Here is an 18,808-nt window from a genome sequence, read left to right on the forward strand (position 1 = left end):
TCCCCGGCTATTCGTCCGATTAAGTCTTGCGCCCCGCCCATAAGATGCACCACATGCGAAAAGGCCATCCCGGCCCGCGCGAACGAAACGCCTGCTACGAAACAGCGCGTATCGGCGCGAGCGAACGGGAAGCCTCGGACCGTTCAACGGAGAACTCAATGCTCGACAAACTCGATGCCGAATTTGCCTTTGGCCGCCAGGCGCTCGACGTGCGCGCCTATCGGCAGGAGCTGCTGTCGTCGAACGTCGCGAACGCCGACACGCCCGGATACAAGGCGCGCGACGTCGACTTCGCGTCGGCGCTCGCCGGTTCGCTGAAGAAAAGCGGCGGCATGACGGCGGGCGCGTCGAACAATGCAACGCTCGCGATGACCCAGCCGGCGGGCGTGACCCAAGGCATGTCGATGGCATCGACGGAAGCCGGCCACATGACGGGCAAGGCGCGTCTCGTCGCGACGGGCGGCCCGACCGACGACTTCGGCAAGGTCGCCTACCGCATTCCGACGCAGCCCGCGCTCGACGGCAACACCGTCGATCTCGACGCCGAGCGCGTGCAGTTCGCCGACAACTCGCTGCACTTCGAGGCGGGCATGACGGTGCTGTCGCAACAGATCAAGACGATGCTGGCGGCGATCACGTCGAACAGCTGATGGAACTGCGCTGTCGCCCGCACAGGCGGCGGCGCGCTGGATCAACGCTAAAAACCAGAACGCTACGGGACTAGACGCCGGTGCGCCGGCAAGAGAGGTCGAAAAGCCATGCCATCCCTGATGAACATTTTCAACGTCGCCGGCTCGGCGATGTCCGCGGAATCGCAGCGCCTCAACGTGACGGCGTCGAACCTCGCGAACGCCGACAGTACGACGGGCCCCGACGGCAAGCCGTACAAGGCGAAGCAGGTCGTGTTCGCCGTCAACCCGATCGGCGGCGCGCGCACGGGCTCGGGCCAGCAGATCGGCGGCGTGCAGGTGAAGGGCGTCATCGACGATCCGACGCCGATGAAAACGTCGTATGACCCCGGCAATCCGGCCGCCGACGCAAACGGTTACGTGACGCTGCCCAACGTGGACCCCGTGCAGGAAATGGTCAACATGATTTCGGCTTCGCGCTCCTATCAGGCCAACGTCGAAACGCTCAACACCGCGAAACAGCTGATGCTGAAGACGCTCACGATCGGAACCTGAGGAGAGCCTTCTTGACCACGCAAACCACGATCGGCAACAACGGCACGACGGTGTCGCAGACGTTGCTCGACACGATGAACGGCACGAACAGCGCGTCGTCGAGCAGCGCTTCAAGTGCGACGTCGGGCAGCGATCTGCAGAACACGTTCCTGCAACTGCTCATCGCGCAGATGAAGAACCAGGACCCGACAAATCCGATGGACAGCTCGCAGATGACCTCGCAGCTCGCCCAGATCAACACGGTGACGGGCATCCAGCAGCTGAACACGTCGCTGACCTCGCTCGCGTCGCAGCTCACGACGAACCAGCAGACGCAGGCCGCGAACCTCATCAGCTCGACGGTGCTCGCGCCGGGCGACAACTTCTCGGTGGCGTCGGGCAAGGCGACGGGCTTCGGCGTCACGCTCGCGTCCGCCGCGACCGATGTGCAGATCACGGTGAAGAACTCGGCGGGCCAGGTAGTGAACACGATCGATCTCGGCAAGCAGTCGGCGGGCACGATTCCCATCGGCTGGACGCCCGTCGACAAGAGCGGCAACGCGCTGCCCGACGGCACGTACACGTTCACGGCCACCAGCACGTCGGGAAGCGGCACGGGTTCGCCCGCCACGCTGTCGGCGGCCACGGTTCAAGGGGTCATCAAGCAGACGGACGGCACGCCCGGCCTCGTCCTTTCGAACGGCAAGACGGTCGGCCTGTCGACGGTCGCCGCCATCATCTAAACGCATTCGGCATCACGGGATACGGAGACCTTCATGGGTTATCAGCAAGGGTTGAGCGGACTGGCGGGCGCATCGAGCGACCTCGACGTCATCGGCAACAACATCGCGAACGCGAACACCGTCGGCTTCAAGCAGGGCCAGGCGCAGTTCGCCGACATGTACGCGAACTCGATCGCGACGGCCGTCAACAACCAGATCGGCATCGGCACGCGCATGTCGGAAGTCGAGCAGAACTTCTCGCAAGGCACGATTTCGAGCGATGACATCGCGCTGCACGTCGCGATCAACGGCAACGGCTTCTTCCAGATGTCGAACAACGGCTCGGTGACGTACTCGCGCAACGGCGTGTTCCAGCTCGACAAGAACGGCTACATCGTCAACGCCGACGGCCTGAAGCTGATGGGCTACGCGGCGAACAAGAACGGCATCATCAACACGGCGGGCACGGTGCCGCTGCAGGTGCCGACGACGAATATCGCGCCGACGGCCACGCAGACCATCACGGCGGGCCTCAACCTGAACGCGCAGGACGCCCTCGTGCTCGGCACGCCGAGCGTTACGGGCACGAACGCGAATGTCTCGAGCAACGGCGTGACCATCACCGACGCGACACAGGGCACGAACGCGGACACCTACACGATCTCGTTCGACGGTGCGGGCGGCTACACGGTCACGTCGTCGGCGGCTGGCTCGGCGCCCGTGACGGGCACGTTCAGCAGCAACTCGCCGATCAAGCTCGGCAACGGCGAAACGATCACGCTGACGGGCAATCCGACGGCGACGGATAGCATCGTCGTCAAGCCGACGGCCAAGAACTTCGATCCGAACGACAACGCGACGTACAGCTATACGACGTCCGTGCCCGTCTACGATTCGCTCGGCGGCGAGCAGCAGGTCGACATGTACTTCGTGAAGACGGCAGCGGGCTCGTGGACCGTCTATGCAGGCAAGGACGGCAACGTGCCGACGACGCCGATCGGCACGATGAGCTTCGATACGTCGGGCAACCTGGTCAGCACGAATTCGGCGATGGCGACGACGTCGAATCTCGCCTTCGCGTTCCAGATTCCGAACAACGACGGCTCGTCGACGCCGCAAACGCTGACGCTGAAGGTCGGCGGCACGACGCAGTTCGGCAGCAAGGACGGCGTGAACTCGCTGACGCAGGACGGCTTCGCGGCCGGCCAGCTGACGAACTTCACGATCGGCACCGACGGCACCATCACCGGCAACTATTCGAACGGCCAGACGGCAGCGCTCGGCCAGGTCGCGCTCGCGACCTTCGCGAACCAGAACGGCCTCATCAACCTCGGCAACAACCAGTTCCAGGCGACGGCCGCTTCGGGCGTCGCAGTGGTGGCGGTGCCGGGCTCGACGAACCACGGCTCGCTGCAAGGCGGCGCAACCGAAAACTCGAACGTCGACCTGACGAGCGAGCTGGTGAACCTGATCACCGCGCAGCGCAATTACCAGGCGAACGCGCAGACGATCAAGACCCAGCAGGCCGTCGACCAGACGCTCATCAACCTGTAACGCTGACGCACCGACACCATCATGGACCGGCTCATCTACACCGCGATGTCGGGCGCGACGCAGGCGCTCGAACAGCAGTCCGTGGTCGCGAACAACCTCGCGAACACCTCGACCACCGGCTTTCGCGCGCAGCTCGCGACGTTCCGCGCCGTGCCGATGGCGTTCGGCGACGGCAGCACGATTCAGGACGACACCACGCGCACTTTCGTGCTGTCGTCGACGCCGGGCGCGGACTACACGCCCGGCCCGATCCAGCAGACGGGCAACCCGCTCGACGTCGCCGTCCAGGGACCGGGCTGGCTGTCCGTGCTGACGCCGGACGGCTCGGAAGCGTACACGCGCGCCGGCAACCTGCACGTCGACGAAAACGGCCAGCTCGTGACGGCCAGCAACATGCCCGTCGTGGGCGGCGGCGGCCCGCTGTCGGTGCCGCCCGGCTCGCAGGTGACGATCGGCCGCGACGGCACGATATCGGCGCTGATTCCGGGCGATCCGCCGACGTCGATTGCCATCGTCGATCAGCTGAAACTGGTGAACCCCGATCCCGCTTCGCTCACGCGCGGCGACGACGGACTCTTCCGCACCGCCGACGGCAATCCGGCGGAAGCCGATCCGAATGTCGTCGTGGCGGCGGGGGCGCTCGAGGGCAGCAACGTGAATCCGGTGGCGGCGATGGTCTCGATGATCACCAACGCGCGCCAGTTCCAGATGCAGACCAAGATGATCGAGTCCGCCGACCAGAACGAACAGTCGGCGAACAAGCTGCTCGACTTCAGCTAAGCCGATACCGAATCAACGGAACGCACGACAACAACGCTGCGTTCACAACCAGTTGCATGGGACCGGAGCGCCAACTCCGGTCGACCGCGAAGCATGGGACCAGAGTAACCGCCAAAGCGCCAACTCTGGTCGACCGCTAGTGCATGGGACCGGAGTAAGCGCTAAAGCGCCAACTCCGGTCGACAAAGGAGAGAAGAACAGTGAACCGCTCACTCTATATCGCCGCCACGGGCATGAACGCGCAACAGGCGCAGATGGACGTGATCTCGAACAACCTCGCGAACGTCAGCACGAATGGCTTCAAGGGCTCGCGCGCGGTGTTCGAAGACCTGCTGTATCAGACGATCCGCCAGCCCGGCGCGAACTCGACGCAGCAGACGGAACTGCCCTCGGGCATCCAGCTCGGCACGGGCGTCCAGCAGGTCGCGACCGAGCGCCTGTACACGCAGGGCAACCTGCAGCAGACGGGCAACTCGAAGGATGTGGCGATCAACGGCCAGGGCTTCTTCCAGGTGCTGATGCCGGACGGCACCAACGCCTACACGCGCGACGGCTCGTTCCAGACCAACGCGCAAGGCCAGCTCGTCACGTCGAGCGGCTATCAGGTGCTGCCCGCGATCACGATTCCGCAGAACGCGACATCGCTGACCATCGGCAGCGACGGCGCCGTGTCCATCACGGTCGCGGGTTCGAGCAACACGCAGCAGATCGGCTCGCTGCAACTGGCGACCTTCATCAACCCGGTCGGCCTCGACGCGAAGGGCGAAAACCTGTTCGCCGAAACGTCGTCGTCGGGTGCGCCGAACATCACGACGCCGGGCCTGAACGGCGCGGGCACGCTGAATCAGGGCTACGTCGAAGCGTCGAACGTGAACGTCGTGCAGGAGCTGGTCAACATGATCCAGACCCAGCGCGCGTATGAAATCAACAGCAAGGCCGTGACGACGTCGGACCAGATGTTGCAGACGCTCGGCCAGATGCCGGTTTGAGCAGGCTGAGCTGTTGAAAGCAGGAATCAGACAGGCGGTAATCAAGATGTCGCACCTCACCCGTACTTCGGTCCTTCTGCGCAGCGCGCGGGCAGCCTCGATGCTCGCGTGCGCCGGCGCGCTCGCAGTCGCGCTCGGCGGCTGCGGGCTCGTGCCGAAGCAGCCGATCACCCAGCAGCCGATGTCGGCGCTTCCGCCGACGCCGCCGTCGCTGCAGACGCCCGGCTCGATCTACAACCCGGGGTACGCTGGCCGGCCGCTGTTCGAAGACCAGCGTCCGCGCAACGTCGGCGACATCCTGACCATCGTCATCGCCGAAAACATCAACGCGACGAAATCGTCGGGCGCCAACGCGAACCGCGATACCGCGACGAAATTCGGCGTGCCGACGTCGGGCTTTCTCGGCGGCCTGTTCGGCAAGATGAACCTCGACGCGAGCGGCAACAACGCGTTCAAGGCGCAGGGCGGCGCGAGCGCGGCGAACACGTTCAACGGCACGATCACCGTCACGGTGACGAACGTGCTGCCGAACGGCAACCTCGTCGTGAGCGGCGAAAAGCAGATGCTCATCAATCAGGGCAACGAGTTCGTGCGCTTCTCGGGCGTCGTCAATCCGAACACGATCAACGGCCTGAACGCCGTCTACTCGACGCAGGTCGCGGACGCGAAGATCGAATACTCGGCGAAGGGCTATATCGACGAAGCCGAGAACATGGGCTGGCTGCAACGCTTCTTCCTCAACGTCGCGCCGTGGTGATCATGCGTACCGTTTCTATCTTCGGCCCGGTTTTCAGCTTCGCGACGCGCGCGCTGGCCGTGGTCGCGCTCGCCTGCGCGGCGCTGCCCGTCACGACGCACGTCGCGCACGCCGAACGCCTGAAAGACCTCGCGCAGATCCAGGGCGTGCGCGACAACCCGCTGATCGGCTATGGCCTCGTCGTCGGTCTCGACGGCACGGGCGACCAGACGATGCAGACGCCGTTCACGACGCAGACGCTCGCGAACATGCTCGCGAACCTCGGCATCTCGATCAACAACCAGCAGGCGGGCGCGAGTAACTCGGGCGCGAACGCGCTCTCCAGCATGCAGCTGAAAAACGTCGCCGCCGTGATGGTGACGGCCTCGCTGCCCGCGTTCGCGCGTCCCGGCGAAGCGATCGACGTCACCGTGTCGTCGCTCGGCAACGCGAAGAGCCTGCGCGGCGGCACGCTGCTGCTCACGCCGCTCAAGGGCGCGGACGGCGCGGTGTACGCACTCGCGCAGGGCAACATGGCCGTCGGCGGCGCGGGCGCGAGCGCGAACGGCAGCCGCGTGCAGGTGAACCAGCTTGCGGCGGGCCGCATCGCGGGCGGCGCGATCGTCGAGCGCTCGGTGCCGACGACGATCTCGCAGGCGGGCACGATGCAGCTCGAACTCAACGACATGGACTACGACACGACGCAGCGCGTGACGTCCGCGATCAACAACACGTTCGGCTTCGGCACGGCCGTTGCGCTTGACGGCCGCACGATCCAGTTGCGCGCGCCCGCCGATCCGGCGCAGCAGGTCTCGTTCATGGCGCAGTTGCAGAACCTCGACGTGAAGCCCGCGCAGGCCGCCGCGAAGGTGATCCTGAACGCGCGCACGGGCTCGATCGTGATGAACCAGATGGTCACGCTGCAAAGCTGCGCGGTCGCGCACGGCAATCTGTCGGTGATCGTCAACACGCAGCCCGTCGTGAGCCAGCCGGGCGCGTTCTCGAACGGCCAGACTGTGGTCGCGCAGCAGTCGCAGATTTCGATGAAGCAGGACAACGGCGCGCTCAAGTTCGTCACGGCAGGCGCGAATCTCGCGGAAGTGGTGAAGGCGCTCAACGCGCTCGGCGCGACGCCCGCCGATCTGATGTCGATTCTCCAGGCGATGAAGGCAGCGGGTGCGCTGCGCGCCGACCTTGAGATCATTTAGGGTCTGTTGCATATGAAACGTACATGCGAACGCCCGAAACCGGGCGCAGGGCAAGGAGCAAGGAGCGCCGTTTGGCTGCGCCAAACAAGCGACGCGCGACGCCGCCATGCGCCCGGTTTCGGGCGTTCCCCTGGAATGAATGAATTCAGAAGTCAGGGGTTGCCCCGTAAAGGGCCACCCGCCGCGTCACGCTCCTTGCGAATACGTCCAGTATTCGCTGCGTCGCAGTCCTTGCGGGCGGCCCTTTACGGGGCAACGCATGCACGTTTCATATGCAAACAGACCCTTGGGAACAACGAGAATGAACTCCGACACGACACGCAACGCAGCGAATGACCTGACGAACCGCTTTGCGCTCGACGTGCAGGGCTTCGATGCGATGCGCGCCCAGGCGGCCGCGAATCCGCGCGAGGCGATGAAGTCGGCGGCGAAGCAGTTCGATGCCGTCTTCACGCAGATGATGTTGAAGAGCATGCGCGACGCAACGCCGTCCGACGGTCCGTTCGATTCGCACGACACGGCTACTTTCACGTCGATGATGGACCAGCAGCTTGCGCAGCAGATGTCGTCGAAGGGAATCGGCGTGGCCGATGCGATGCTCAAGCAGTTGATGCGCAACTCGGGCATGTCCGCCGACGATGCGAATGCGGGCAACAACGCCGCGCTGAACGCGCTCGCAAAGGCGTATGCGAGTCCCGCAAGCAACGGCGCGCTGCGTATGGGCCGCGGCTATTCGGCGAACAGCGCGCTGACGCCGCCCGTGCACGGCGACGGCTCGTCGGAAAAGGTCGATGCGTTCGTCGACAAGCTCGCTGCGCCCGCGCAGGCGGCCAGCGCGGCGACGGGCATCCCCGCGCGCTTCATCATCGGCCAGGCTGCGCTCGAATCGGGCTGGGGCAAGCGCGAGATCAAGAAGGCGGACGGCACGACGACTCACAACGTCTTCGGCATCAAGGCCACCGACGACTGGACGGGCAAGACGGTCGCGACGGTCACGACGGAATACGTCAACGGACGGCCGAAGCGTGTGGTCGAAAAATTCCGCGCGTATGACTCGTACGAGGAAGCAATGACCGATTACGCGAGCTTCCTGAAGTCGAATCCGCGCTATGCGCAAGTCATCAATTCTTCGCGCGACGTGAACGGCTTTGCGCAGGGCATGCAGCGCGCGGGCTACGCGACCGATCCGCACTACGCGAAAAAACTCATCTCCATCATGCAGAAGATGGTGTGACGCTGTTTCCTGACGCGGCGCTCGCCGCGTTCATGCTGCCTTTCCACTTTCGGGATTCGCGCGCAAATTGGCGTATCCTTTCTTCGTTGCAGTGTCAAACGTTTGCGAAAAATATTTCGCAAAACCAGTCTAAACTTTGACCTGACGCTGCCGCTAAACAGTCAGACCCGATACCGGAATGCCGTATATGAGATCCGGTCCAACGCGCGTTTCGCGACCCCGGAAGGCCGGCTGAGAACCAGCCAGCCAAGTTCGCGTGGCGCGCCCGCAAGAACGAAGAGAAATTGGCAAGGCCATGAATACCACCCAGTCGAATGGTGATGACCGCGAGACGGAAGGCGTCGACTTCGGCCGCCGCAATCCGCTTGAGATCGGCGTGCAATTGCGCAACCTGCTCAACCGCGGCGATTTTCTGACCGTGCAGTACAAAGGCGGCCAGCTGGTGACGAAGATTCTCGAAGTGGACGTGCGGGAGCGTACTTTTACGTTCGACTGGGGCGCGCTCGCGGATCAGAACCGGGGCCTGCTGTCCTCGCCGGAAGGGCATTTCCACGCGACGCCCGACGGCGTGCGCGTGCACTTCGTCACGTCGACGCCGCGCGAAACGAAGTTCGAAGGCCGTCCTTCGTTCGAGGCCGATTTTCCCGACGTGCTGTATTACGTGCAACGCCGCGAGTATTTCCGCGTCGATGCGCCGTTGCTCGATCCGTACATCTGCCGCGGCCGCCTGCCGGATGGCGACGGTTTCCGCTTTGAGGTGCAGGACCTGTCGCTGGGCGGCATCGCGATGCGCACCAGCGACGAGCGCGTGACGTCGCTCGAACACGGCGTGCGCCTGCTCGACACGGAAGTGTCGCTGGGTTCGCTCGGCACGCTGCAACTCGATCTCGAACTGATGTCGAACCGCGCCATCGCGCTGCCCAACGGCTCGCAGCGCTATACGCTCGGCTTCCGTTTCCTGTCGTTGCCGGGCAATGCGGAAAACACGCTGCAACGCCTCATCACGCAACTCGAAATGAAGCGCCGCTCGCTCGTGCGCGCCTGAATTCGAACACGCCCGACCCTCACCTGATTCGATACGCATGCGCTTGTGCGGCCGTGTTCGCCGCAAGCGCATGCGCGTCCACACGCGGCCATCCCGAGCTGCACGGCCTGCATCGAGAAATGCCGGATGCATCGCGGCGAAAGCGCATAGAAAAACGAATAGAAAAGCGCACCGAAAAACGCGGCGAAAAATGATGCGGCGCCATCAATTGGCCCTCAATGTTCGCGCGCCGAGGCCGATATACAAAGTGTTCGGTCAATCTGGCGGCGCTGCATGCGCCGCTTCTTACGCCGTCTTTCAGGATGACGCATGTCCAGCAACCTCTTTAGCATCGGCCTCAGCGGACTCAATGCAGCCCAATGGGGGCTGACGACGACGGGTCAGAACATCAGCAACCAGGCGACACCGGGCTATTCGGTCGAGCGCCCCGTCTACGCGGAATCGAGCGGACAGTACACGGGCTCCGGCTACGTCGGCAGCGGCGTGTCGACGACGACCATCCAGCGCCAGTACAGCCAGTACCTGACGACCGAGCTGAACAACGCGCAGTCGCAGTCCGGTTCGCTGACCACGTACTACAACATGATCGCGCAGCTCAACAACATGGTCGGCAGTCCGACCTCGGGCATTTCGAGCGCGATCACGAGCTTCTTCACGGGCCTGCAGAACGTCGCGAACGATGCGTCCAATCCCGCGATGCGCCAAAGCGCCGTCAGCAACGCGCAATCGTTGGCGGACCAGATCAACGCGGCGGGCGACCAGTACGACCAGTTGCGCGCGAGCGTCAACACGCAGCTCGGCGACACCGTCAAGCAGATCAACAGCTACACCGCGCAGATCGCGCAACTGAATTCGCAGATCCAGGCGCTGAGCGCGCAAGGCCAGCCGCCGAACCAGTTGCTCGACCAGCGCGACCTCGCCGTGTCGAACCTGTCGCAGATGGTCGGCGTGCAGGTCGTGCAAGGCGACAGCGGCTATAGCGTGTTCATGAGCAACGGCCAGCCGCTCGTCGTCGCGGACAAGAGCTTCAATCTCACGACGGTCACGTCGCCGTCGGACCCGACGGAAACGGCCGTTGCATACGCGGGCCTTGCGAGCCAGGCCGCCACGTCGACGCCGCAGATCCTGCCCGACAGCACGGCGCTGGGCGGGCAGCTCGGCGGGCTGATGACGTTCCGCAGCCAGACGCTCGATCCCGCCGAAGCGCAACTCGGCGCGATTGCGACGAGCTTCGCGGCTCAGGTGAACGCGCAGAATGCGCTCGGCATCGACCTGAACGGCAACAAGGGCGGCGCGCTTTTCACGGTCGGCAATCCGACTGTCTATGCGAACGCGAACAACACGGGCAACGGCAACCTCGGCGTCACGCTGATGAACCCGGCGCAGCCGCCGTCGAGCGACTACACGCTGTCGTATGACGGGACGAGCTACACGCTCACCGATCGCGGGACGGGCCAGGTCGTCGGCCAGGCGCCGAACCTTTCCAACCCGATCGGCGGCATGCAGTTCTCGCTCGGCGTGACCACGATGAACGCGGGCGATTCGTTCACGATCGAGCCGACGCGCGGCGCGCTGAACGGCTTCGCGCTGACGACGACCAGCGGCACGGCGATCGCCGCTTCGTCGCCGGTTCTGGTGACGGCGGGCAGCGCGAACACGGGCACGGCGACGGTGACGCAGGGCACGGTGACGGCGGGCTACTCGGTGCCCACCAGCGGCAGTCCGACGAAGTTGACGTACGACTCGACGACGGGTTCGCTGTCGGGTTTCCCCGTTGGCTCCACCGTGACGATCGCGGGCACGCCTCCGACCCAATACAACATCACGGCGACGACGCCCGACGTGCCGTACAACCCGGCGACGGGCGCCTCGCTGACGATCACGGGCAGCACGATCAACAACGTCTCGCTGCAGATCACCGGCACGCCCGCCAATGGCGATACGTTCGTGATCGCGGCGAATCCGTCGGGCGGCAAGGACGGCCGCAACGCGCAGCTGATGTCGAATCTCGTGACGACGAAGAGCATGGGCAACGGCACGCTCACGCTGACCGACTCGTACGCGAACTACGTCAACGACATCGGCAACCAGACGAACCAGATACAGTCGTCGAGCAAGGCACAGGCTTCGCTCGTGACGCAGATCACGACGGCGCAGCAGTCGATATCCGGTGTGAACATCAACGAGGAAGCGGCGAACCTGCTGCAATACCAGCAGCTGTATCAGGCGAACAGCAAGGTCATCCAGACGGCCTCGACGCTGTTCCAGACGATCCTCGGCATCTTCCAGTGAGGCGTTGAACGCATATGCGCATCTCTACTTCGCAATATTTCGGCATGAACGTCCAGACGATGGACGATCAGCAGGCGACGCTCGCGCAGTTGTATCAGCAGCTGTCGAGCGGCGTGAGCCTCGCGACGCCTTCGGACAATCCCGTCGGCGCGGCGCAGGCGGTGCAGCTCAGCATGCAGGGCACGACGCTGTCGCAGTACGCGAGCAACCAGAATACGGCGCTGTCGGCGCTGCAGGCCGAGGACAGCTCGCTGTCCAGCGTCAGCAGCGTGCTGACGTCGATCAGCACGCAGCTCGTGCGTGCAGGCGACGGGACGCTCAACGACGGCGATCGCGGCTCGATTGCCACGGCGTTGCAGGGTCTGCGCAATCAGTTAATGGGGCTTGCGAACGGCACCGATGCTTCGGGCAATTATCTGTATGGGGGCTATCAGGCCTCCACGCCTGCGTTTTCAGTCGATGCGGCGGGCGCGGTGCAATACGACGGCGACAACGGCGTGCAGTACGTGCAGGTGACGAGCAGCCGCAGCATCGCGACGGGGGACACGGGGAACGCCGTATTCCGGAGCATTTCGGCTGCGGGTAGCTCGCCCGTTGGGGCAGGCTCTGCGAGCAATACGGGCTCGGGCGTGCTGGGCAATGTGTCGATCACCAATACCGCCGATCCGACGAATCAGCACAAGTTCCAGATCGACTTCACCTCGTCGAACACGTACACGATCACCGACGTGACAGCGGGGACGCCGGCAGGTCCGGCGCAGACCTACGCCGCTGGCCAGGCGATTTCGCTTGGCGGTCAGAGCGTGACGATTTCCGGCGCGCCGAACAGCGGGGATTCGTTCACGGTGACGCCGGCCGCGCAGTCGAGCACCGACGTGTTCGCGAACCTGAACAGCGTGATCGCCGCACTGCAAACGCCGTCGACGAGCGCGGCCGGGCAGGCGAATCTGACGAACGCGCTGGGGACGGCGTTGACCCAGTTGCACAACACGATGAACAACGTGACGACGATCCACACGTCCGTGGGCGGACGCGAGCAGGAGATCGAGGCGTTGCAGGCCGTCACGCAATCCAATTCGCTGCAGACGCAAAGCAATCTCGCCGATCTGACGCAGACGAATCTGACCAAGGTCATCAGCCAGTACACGATGACGCAGTACTCGCTGCAGGCTGCGCAGCAGGGTTTCTCGATGATCCAGAAGCTGTCGCTGTTCGATTACATCGGAGGTTGATTGGCGGGCTGTTGTTGCCCGCGGTTTTTTTGCGGTTTTTCTGGCGTGCCGCTGGCATCCGCATATGCGCCTCGCGGCGCGGGCGTTGCCCCCTGTGCGGGGCGGCACTTGCTTTTGTTTGCAACGGCTTTTCTTGTGGTGTTTTTTGCCTTTGCGCTGGCACCCGCATATGCGCCTCGCGGCGCGGGCGTTGCCCCTGTGCGGGGCGGCCCTTGCTTTTGTTTGCAACGGCTTTTCTTGTGGTGTTTTTTGCCTTTGCGCTGGCATCCGCATATGCGCCTCGCGGCGCAGGCGTTGCCCCTGTGCGGGGCGGCACCTACTTTTCTTTGCCGCCGCAAAGAAAAGTAGGCAAAAGAAAGCGGGCTAACACCGCCCGCACTTGACCCCTACCCACGGGCTCTCAACGTCCCCGTGTTTCAAGCGGCAGTATGCTGGCTTGTGCTTGCTGCCAACGCTCCCGCTAAACGCCTGACCCGCTTCATACACGCGCGGTACAGCTAAAGGCATCGAACGTTTCAGCGCCGCATGTCGGTAGTGAATGAGGTTGCTGTGTCGTACAGGGAATCGCCCTCACTTGAGCCGCATCGCATGGCGAGGGTTTCCTGTGTGGTGCGAATGCCTACACACAGTTTGCCGCAAAGGGGCCGAGGACATTTGAGGTCGCGGGCCGTAACACGGGTGCGTGAAGTGGGTGAGGCGTTTGATCAACGCGCTGGCAACGTGCATGAGGTAGCACGCGGCCGCGCGAAGTATGGGGACGTTGAGAGCCTGTGGGTAATACGGAGCACTGGCGGTGTGAGCGGCTTTCTTTTGCCTACTTTTCTTTGCCGCTGCAAAGAAAAGTAGGTGCCGCCCCGCACAGGGGCAACGCCTGCGCCGCGAGGCGCAACGCGGATGCCAGCGGCACGCTAAAAGATCCAGGCAATCGCGGATGCCAGCGGCAGGCTAAAAGATCCAGGCAATCGCGGATGCCAGCGGCAGGCTAAAAGATCCAGGCAATCGCGGATGCCAGCGGCACGCTAAAAAAAACCAACAAGCGTCGCAGACAAAAAAACTACCTCAACCCCGCCGCCACCCGCCCCATCTCATCAATCCCGCTCTCAAACAGCCGCGAAAAAAACGGCATCATATTCGGCAGCATCAACTGGATCAGCAGCAACCCGGTAATCACAGTCACCGGCAAGCCGACCTGAAACACCCCGATCTGCGGCGCAGCCCGATTGAGAATACCCAGCGCGAGATTCGTGATCAGCAGCGCCGTCACGACGGGCAGCGACAGCAACAGTCCCGCGCTGATCACCGTGCTGCCCCAGCCGACGAGCACGCGCCAGCCGTTCGCGCCCAGCACGTTCGCCGCGACGGGCAGCGACTGAAATGTCTGGATCAGCGCCGACAGCATCTGCAAATGCCCGTCGAGCGCGAGAAAGGTCAGCAGCGCGATCATGTTCACGAAGCGCGACATCACGTCCGTCGACCCCGCCGCATGCGGATCGAAGAACGTCGCGAAGCCGAGCCCCATGCTCATGCCCATGAAGTTTCCCGCGGCCTCCACCGCCGCGAACACCATCTGCATCGTGAAGCCGAGCGCCGCGCCGATCAGGAACTGGTTGACGATGATCCAGACGCCCTGCGCCGAAAACACCGTCACCTGCGGCATCGCGGCGAGCGTGGGCGCGACGACGATCGTCACGAACGCGGCGAGGCCGATCTTCACGCGAGTCGGCAGCGACTTCTCGCCGAACGCGGGCGCTGTCGCCATCAGCGCGAGAATCCGCACGAACGGCCACAGGAACGCAGTGAGCCAGACGTTCAGCTGCTCGTAGGTGACGGAGAACATCGCGCGTCGAAGAAAAAAAGAAGCGCGCTCAGTTGGCGAGCGTCGGAATGCTCGTGAACATGTGGCGCATGTAGTCGAGCATCTTCGCGAGCATCCACGGGCCGATCAGCACGAGCGTCACGGCGACCGCGAACAGCTTCGGAATGAACGACAGCGTGGCTTCGTTGATCTGCGTCGCGGCCTGGAAAAGACTCACGACGAGACCGACGATCAATCCCACGAAAAGCGGCGGCGCGGCCAGCAGCAGCGCGATGTACATCGCATCGTGCGCGAGCGTGGTGACGGTTTCGGGTGTCATGGCGTCAGTCTCCCGGGTATCAGGTGAAGCTCTGCGCAAGCGAGCCGATGATCAGCTGCCATCCGTCGACCAGCACGAACAGCATCAGCTTGAAGGGCAGCGAAATGGTCGCGGGCGAGATCATCATCATGCCCATCGACATCAGCACGCTCGCCACCACCATGTCGATGATCACGAACGGAATGAACACGGTGAAGCCGATCTGGAAGCCCGTCTTCAGCTCGCTCGTCACGAACGACGGCACCAGCAGCGACAGCGGCACGTCTTCCGGGCCCTGCATCGGCGCGGCGTGCGAGATGCGCGCGAAGAGCGCGAGGTCGCTCTCGCGGGTCTGCTTCAGCATGAACGCCTTGAACGGCGCGACCCCGCGCTTAACGGCTTCGTCCATCTGGATCGTGCCTTCGGAGAAGGGCTTGTAGCCATCGTTATACGCCTTGTCGAGCACGGGCGACATCACGAACAGCGTCAGAAACAGCGCGAGGCCGACCAGCACCTGGTTGGGCGGCGTCGTCGGCGCGCCGAGCGCCTGGCGCAGCAGCGACAGCACGATGATGATGCGCGTGAAGCTCGTCATCATCAGCACCATCGCGGGCAGGAACGACAGCATCGTGAGCAGCAGCATCGTCTGCACGCTCAGCGAGTAGGTCGTGCCGCCGTTCGGGCCGGGACTCGTGTTGAACGCGGGCAAGCCCGCCGTCTGCGCGAACGAGAGCGTCGGCAGCGCGAGCATCAGCGCGGGCAACGCGAACGGCGCGACACGCGACGCCACATGCGCTGCACGTTTCACGAAGGGAATCGACATCGAAGCGGGCGCCGAAGAAGTGGCGCGAGAAGATACGTGGGAAAGGGCGTGGAAACCCCGAGCGCAGCCGCGCTGCGCGTCAGATCGGTCGTACTGCATTTACTGTTCTCCGCTCGCGCGCCGCTGGAAACGTCTGCTGGCTTCGTGTTTGAGCGCGTCGCGAAAGCGTTGTCCGAAGGTGCCGCTCAACTGGGCGGGACCACCGCCGATAGTCGAACCGGCTGCGCCGGGCGCAGCGGCTGTGCCAGTGAGAGGGATTCCGCCTGCGGCCGAGCCCGCCGGCATCGTGTGCAACAGACGCACATTGCCGGGTGCCGCGCCGAGCACGAGCCACGTATCGCCGATTTCGACGACGGCCACGCGCTCCTTGCCGCCGAGCGACGTGCCGCCGATCGTCTTCACGATGCCGCCGCGCTGGCCCGGTTGCAGGCCGAAGCGGCGCGCGAGCCACGCGCAGCCGAACACCAGGCCGATCACGACGGCAAGCCCGACGATCGTCTGCAACACCGCGCCGACGCCGAGCGACGGCACCGCCGTTCCCGCGCCGACGCTCGAGGCGAACTTCGCGGCGTTGTTGACGGCGTTCATGTCGGCGGCGCGCGCGACGTTCGACGCACTGGCGCAAAGCGCAACACCCGCCAGCACAACCGTCGACAGGAAACGGGCGCGGGCAAGCGACACGCCGCTTGCAAAAAACGCGACCCGGCGTACAGCGTGTTTCATCGATTCAGCTTCCGGATACGCTCGGACGGCGTAATGATGTCGGTCAGGCGAATGCCGAACTTGTCGTTCACGACGACCACTTCGCCCTGCGCGATCAGGCAGCCGTTGACGAGCACATCCATCGGCTCGCCCGCGAGGCCGTCCAGCTCGACGACGGAACCCTGCGCGAGTTGCAGCAGGTTGCGGATCGCGATCTTCGTGCGGCCGAGCTCGACGGTCATCTGGACGGGAATGTCCAGGATCATGTCGATGTCGTTGCGCGTCGTGGTCGGCTCGACCTTCGACAGCGGCTGGAACACGCCCGCCGTGCTCGTGCTCACGGGCGGATTGTTGTTCTGCTCGGCGAGCGCGCTCGCCCAGTCGTCGAGGGCAGCATCGTCGGCGCTGACGGCCGCCGCCGGATCAGTGATCCTGGATTCTTCCGGCATGTCCATATCGGGTGTCGAGTTCAGCTCAGTCATATCCCGCTTCCTTCATCGTGTCCGCTGCGCTGATCATCTTCTGGACCCGCAACGCATATTGACCATTGAAAATTCCGTAGCCGCACTCCATCACCGGCACGCCGTCGACTTTCGCGGTGATGTGCTCAGGGACGTTGATCGGCAGCACGTCGCCCGCCTTCATGTTGAGAATCTCCTGGAACGTCACCGGGATTTGTGCGAGATCGGCCGTCAGCTCCACTTCGGCGGCCTGCACCTGCTGCGACAGCACGCGCACCCAGCGGCGGTCCACTTCGAGCGCTTCGCCCTGGATCGGCGACGAGAGCACGTCGCGGATCGGCTCGATCATCGAGTACGGCATGCAGATGTGCAGCGTGCCGCCCGTCGGACCGAATTCGATCGAGAACTGCGTGACGATCACGATCTCGTTCGGGGTGGCAACGTTTGCGAACTGCGTGTGCATCTCCGAGCGCACATGTTCGAACTGCAGCGGACGCACGTTTTTCCACGCCGTCGAGTAGTGCTCGAACACGAGGCCGAGCAGCTTGCTGATGATGCGCTGCTCGGTCTGCGTGAAGTCGCGGCCTTCGACGCGCGTATGAAAGCGCCCGTCGCCGCCGAACAGGTTGTCGACCACGAAGAACACGAGGTTCGGATCGAACACGAACAGCGACGTGCCGCGCAGCGGCTTCACGTGGACGAGGTTCAGGTTCGTCGGGATCGGCAGGTTGCGCGTGAATTCGCTGTACTTCTGCACCTTCACCTGGCCGACGGAGATTTCCGCCGTGCGCCGCATGAAGTTGAAAATGCCGACGCGCAAGAGCCGCGCGAAGCGGTCGTTGATGATTTCGAGGCCGGGCATCCGGCCGCGGACGATGCGTTCCTGCGTCGCAATGTTGTACGGGCGGACGCCGCCTTTGTCGGCCTCGCCGGATTGCGAGTCGGATTCGCCCGTAACGCCCTTGAGGAGTGCATCGACCTCCTCCTGGGACATGAACTCTTCGTGGCCCATTCCTATTCCTCGTGCGTCCCTTCGCGATGGATGGCGCGGTTCAAGATCAAGTCAGTCAGCGCGGCGCGCCGTTACTGGACGACGAATTCGGTGAACAGCACGTCTTCGACGTGCACCCGCAGGCCACTGGGCTCGGTCGGCAGCTCGACCAGCGCTTCGAGTTCCTTCGCGAGCGCCTTCTTGCCGTCGAGCGTCGCGAGTTCGTCCGGATGCTTGGCCGACAGCGCGAGCAGCACGCGGCTGCGGATCTCGGGCATGTGTTCGGTCAGATGCTCCTGCACCTTCTGGTCGGCGAGCTTCAGCGTCAGGCCGATGCGCAGGTAGTGCAGCTGGCCGTCGTCGGATTGCAGGTTCACCGTCATCGATTCGAGCGGGAAGAAAATGGGAGCGGCTGCGATCACGGGTCCTGCCGCCGTCGCGGCGGAGGGCGCGCGCTTCGACATGAAGAACCAGGTGGCCGCGCCGGCTGCGCCTGCCGCGACCAGCGCGATCAGCAGGATCACAACAATGCGGTTGACGAGGCCCGGGGACGAGGGCTTCGCGTTGGCTTGCTGGGTTGCGGTCGTGGATGCCATGGAATTGATTGCCTCAATGCTGTAGGTGAATTTTCAGGTGTCTGACAGTGCCGCGATGGGTCGAAAAGAAGGGATATTCACGTTTAGCTCGTTTGTTTGCCTCGTTCCGGCCACGCTCGCCGATCCTCGATCGACGCGCGGCGCGGCGAGCCGCATGCCGCGCGCG

Annotated in this window: 19 protein-coding genes; 12 read left to right on the forward strand and 7 right to left on the reverse strand. The window is 64.0% G+C overall.

Annotation, left to right across the window (positions count from 1 at the left end):
* The first annotated feature begins 158 nt into the window (after positions 1-158).
* From flgB to flgL, 12 genes are all read left to right on the forward strand, one after another.
* The gene (flgB, locus tag VSR68_RS14100; RefSeq protein ID WP_342940430.1) at positions 159-650 is read left to right on the forward strand and encodes a flagellar basal body rod protein FlgB; all 492 of its coding nucleotides are present in this window, start codon (positions 159-161) and stop codon (positions 648-650) included.
* 108 nt (positions 651-758) lie between these two features.
* On the forward strand, positions 759-1,184 hold the full coding sequence (gene flgC, locus VSR68_RS14105) for a flagellar basal body rod protein FlgC (protein WP_087736305.1): 426 nt from the start codon (positions 759-761) through the stop codon (positions 1,182-1,184).
* Between the two features lie 11 nt (positions 1,185-1,195).
* Positions 1,196-1,906, forward strand: a complete 711-nt coding sequence (locus tag VSR68_RS14110) for a flagellar hook assembly protein FlgD (protein WP_342940431.1) — start codon at positions 1,196-1,198, stop codon at positions 1,904-1,906.
* Between the two features lie 33 nt (positions 1,907-1,939).
* Positions 1,940-3,439, forward strand: a complete 1,500-nt coding sequence (locus VSR68_RS14115; RefSeq protein WP_342940432.1) for a flagellar hook-basal body complex protein — start codon at positions 1,940-1,942, stop codon at positions 3,437-3,439.
* A gap of 21 nt (positions 3,440-3,460) precedes the next feature.
* Complete coding sequence (gene flgF / locus VSR68_RS14120) at positions 3,461-4,219, forward strand: flagellar basal-body rod protein FlgF (RefSeq protein WP_342936984.1); 759 nt, start codon at positions 3,461-3,463, stop codon at positions 4,217-4,219.
* Positions 4,220-4,419: 200 nt separating this feature from the next.
* Positions 4,420-5,208 carry a flagellar basal-body rod protein FlgG gene (gene flgG / locus VSR68_RS14125; RefSeq protein ID WP_342936983.1) on the forward strand — a complete coding sequence of 263 codons (789 nt, stop codon included), beginning with the start codon at positions 4,420-4,422 and terminating at the stop codon, positions 5,206-5,208.
* 46 nt (positions 5,209-5,254) lie between these two features.
* Positions 5,255-5,965, forward strand: a complete 711-nt coding sequence (gene flgH / locus VSR68_RS14130; RefSeq protein WP_428983504.1) for a flagellar basal body L-ring protein FlgH — start codon at positions 5,255-5,257, stop codon at positions 5,963-5,965.
* Between the two features lie 2 nt (positions 5,966-5,967).
* Positions 5,968-7,152: a flagellar basal body P-ring protein FlgI gene (locus VSR68_RS14135; RefSeq protein WP_342940433.1), complete on the forward strand. Its 1,185-nt coding sequence runs from the start codon at positions 5,968-5,970 to the stop codon at positions 7,150-7,152.
* 301 nt (positions 7,153-7,453) lie between these two features.
* Entirely contained in the window at positions 7,454-8,386 is a 933-nt protein-coding gene (flgJ, locus tag VSR68_RS14140; RefSeq protein ID WP_342940434.1) for a flagellar assembly peptidoglycan hydrolase FlgJ, read from the forward strand.
* 295 nt (positions 8,387-8,681) lie between these two features.
* A complete protein-coding gene (locus tag VSR68_RS14145) occupies positions 8,682-9,431 on the forward strand; it encodes a flagellar brake protein (protein WP_342940435.1) in 750 nt (249 codons plus the stop codon).
* A 309-nt stretch (positions 9,432-9,740) separates the two neighbouring features.
* Positions 9,741-11,723 carry a flagellar hook-associated protein FlgK gene (gene flgK, locus VSR68_RS14150; RefSeq protein ID WP_342940436.1) on the forward strand — a complete coding sequence of 661 codons (1,983 nt, stop codon included), beginning with the start codon at positions 9,741-9,743 and terminating at the stop codon, positions 11,721-11,723.
* Between the two features lie 14 nt (positions 11,724-11,737).
* The gene (gene flgL, locus VSR68_RS14155; protein WP_342940437.1) at positions 11,738-12,955 is read left to right on the forward strand and encodes a flagellar hook-associated protein FlgL; all 1,218 of its coding nucleotides are present in this window, start codon (positions 11,738-11,740) and stop codon (positions 12,953-12,955) included.
* Between the two features lie 1,054 nt (positions 12,956-14,009).
* On the opposite strand, the gene fliR is transcribed toward flgL, so the two are convergent.
* The 7 genes from fliR to fliL form a co-directional block, all read right to left on the reverse strand.
* Positions 14,010-14,792: a flagellar biosynthetic protein FliR gene (gene fliR, locus VSR68_RS14160; protein WP_342940438.1), complete on the reverse strand. Its 783-nt coding sequence runs from the start codon at positions 14,790-14,792 to the stop codon at positions 14,010-14,012.
* Positions 14,793-14,820: 28 nt separating this feature from the next.
* Positions 14,821-15,090 (reverse strand): flagellar biosynthesis protein FliQ, encoded by a 270-nt coding sequence (fliQ, locus tag VSR68_RS14165; protein WP_342940439.1) that lies wholly within the window; start codon positions 15,088-15,090, stop codon positions 14,821-14,823.
* A gap of 19 nt (positions 15,091-15,109) precedes the next feature.
* Positions 15,110-15,892 (reverse strand): flagellar type III secretion system pore protein FliP, encoded by a 783-nt coding sequence (gene fliP / locus VSR68_RS14170; RefSeq protein ID WP_342940440.1) that lies wholly within the window; start codon positions 15,890-15,892, stop codon positions 15,110-15,112.
* A 99-nt stretch (positions 15,893-15,991) separates the two neighbouring features.
* On the reverse strand, positions 15,992-16,615 hold the full coding sequence (gene fliO, locus VSR68_RS14175; protein WP_342940441.1) for a flagellar biosynthetic protein FliO: 624 nt from the start codon (positions 16,613-16,615) through the stop codon (positions 15,992-15,994).
* Positions 16,612-17,076 carry a flagellar motor switch protein FliN gene (gene fliN / locus VSR68_RS14180; protein WP_342940442.1) on the reverse strand — a complete coding sequence of 155 codons (465 nt, stop codon included), beginning with the start codon at positions 17,074-17,076 and terminating at the stop codon, positions 16,612-16,614. The genes fliO and fliN overlap by 4 nt, the downstream gene beginning before the upstream one ends.
* Entirely contained in the window at positions 17,069-18,067 is a 999-nt protein-coding gene (gene fliM / locus VSR68_RS14185) for a flagellar motor switch protein FliM (protein ID WP_342940443.1), read from the reverse strand. The genes fliN and fliM overlap by 8 nt, the downstream gene beginning before the upstream one ends.
* A 71-nt stretch (positions 18,068-18,138) precedes the next feature.
* Positions 18,139-18,642: a flagellar basal body-associated protein FliL gene (gene fliL / locus VSR68_RS14190; RefSeq protein WP_342940444.1), complete on the reverse strand. Its 504-nt coding sequence runs from the start codon at positions 18,640-18,642 to the stop codon at positions 18,139-18,141.
* Positions 18,643-18,808 lie beyond the last annotated feature (166 nt).

It is taken from the genome of Paraburkholderia phymatum, assembly GCF_038900715.1.
In the GTDB taxonomy this organism is placed as follows: domain Bacteria; phylum Pseudomonadota; class Gammaproteobacteria; order Burkholderiales; family Burkholderiaceae; genus Paraburkholderia; species Paraburkholderia phymatum_A.

Excerpts from the sequence above, each read along its gene's own strand:
- flgC (WP_087736305.1), top strand. The coding sequence starts at position 759 with ATGCCATCCCTGATGAACATTTTCAACGTCGCCGGCTCGGCGATGTCC.
- fliQ (WP_342940439.1), bottom strand. The coding sequence starts at position 15,090 with ATGACACCCGAAACCGTCACCACGCTCGCGCACGATGCGATGTACATC.
- flgL (WP_342940437.1), top strand. The coding sequence starts at position 11,738 with ATGCGCATCTCTACTTCGCAATATTTCGGCATGAACGTCCAGACGATG.
- fliM (WP_342940443.1), bottom strand. The coding sequence starts at position 18,067 with ATGGGCCACGAAGAGTTCATGTCCCAGGAGGAGGTCGATGCACTCCTC.
- flgK (WP_342940436.1), top strand. The coding sequence starts at position 9,741 with ATGTCCAGCAACCTCTTTAGCATCGGCCTCAGCGGACTCAATGCAGCC.
- VSR68_RS14145 (WP_342940435.1), top strand. The coding sequence starts at position 8,682 with ATGAATACCACCCAGTCGAATGGTGATGACCGCGAGACGGAAGGCGTC.
- flgB (WP_342940430.1), top strand. The coding sequence starts at position 159 with ATGCTCGACAAACTCGATGCCGAATTTGCCTTTGGCCGCCAGGCGCTC.
- VSR68_RS14115 (WP_342940432.1), top strand. The coding sequence starts at position 1,940 with ATGGGTTATCAGCAAGGGTTGAGCGGACTGGCGGGCGCATCGAGCGAC.
- fliO (WP_342940441.1), bottom strand. The coding sequence starts at position 16,615 with ATGAAACACGCTGTACGCCGGGTCGCGTTTTTTGCAAGCGGCGTGTCG.
- fliN (WP_342940442.1), bottom strand. The coding sequence starts at position 17,076 with ATGACTGAGCTGAACTCGACACCCGATATGGACATGCCGGAAGAATCC.
- flgF (WP_342936984.1), top strand. The coding sequence starts at position 3,461 with ATGGACCGGCTCATCTACACCGCGATGTCGGGCGCGACGCAGGCGCTC.
- fliL (WP_342940444.1), bottom strand. The coding sequence starts at position 18,642 with ATGGCATCCACGACCGCAACCCAGCAAGCCAACGCGAAGCCCTCGTCC.
- VSR68_RS14135 (WP_342940433.1), top strand. The coding sequence starts at position 5,968 with ATGCGTACCGTTTCTATCTTCGGCCCGGTTTTCAGCTTCGCGACGCGC.
- flgJ (WP_342940434.1), top strand. The coding sequence starts at position 7,454 with ATGAACTCCGACACGACACGCAACGCAGCGAATGACCTGACGAACCGC.
- fliP (WP_342940440.1), bottom strand. The coding sequence starts at position 15,892 with ATGTCGATTCCCTTCGTGAAACGTGCAGCGCATGTGGCGTCGCGTGTC.
- fliR (WP_342940438.1), bottom strand. The coding sequence starts at position 14,792 with ATGTTCTCCGTCACCTACGAGCAGCTGAACGTCTGGCTCACTGCGTTC.
- flgH (WP_428983504.1), top strand. The coding sequence starts at position 5,255 with ATGTCGCACCTCACCCGTACTTCGGTCCTTCTGCGCAGCGCGCGGGCA.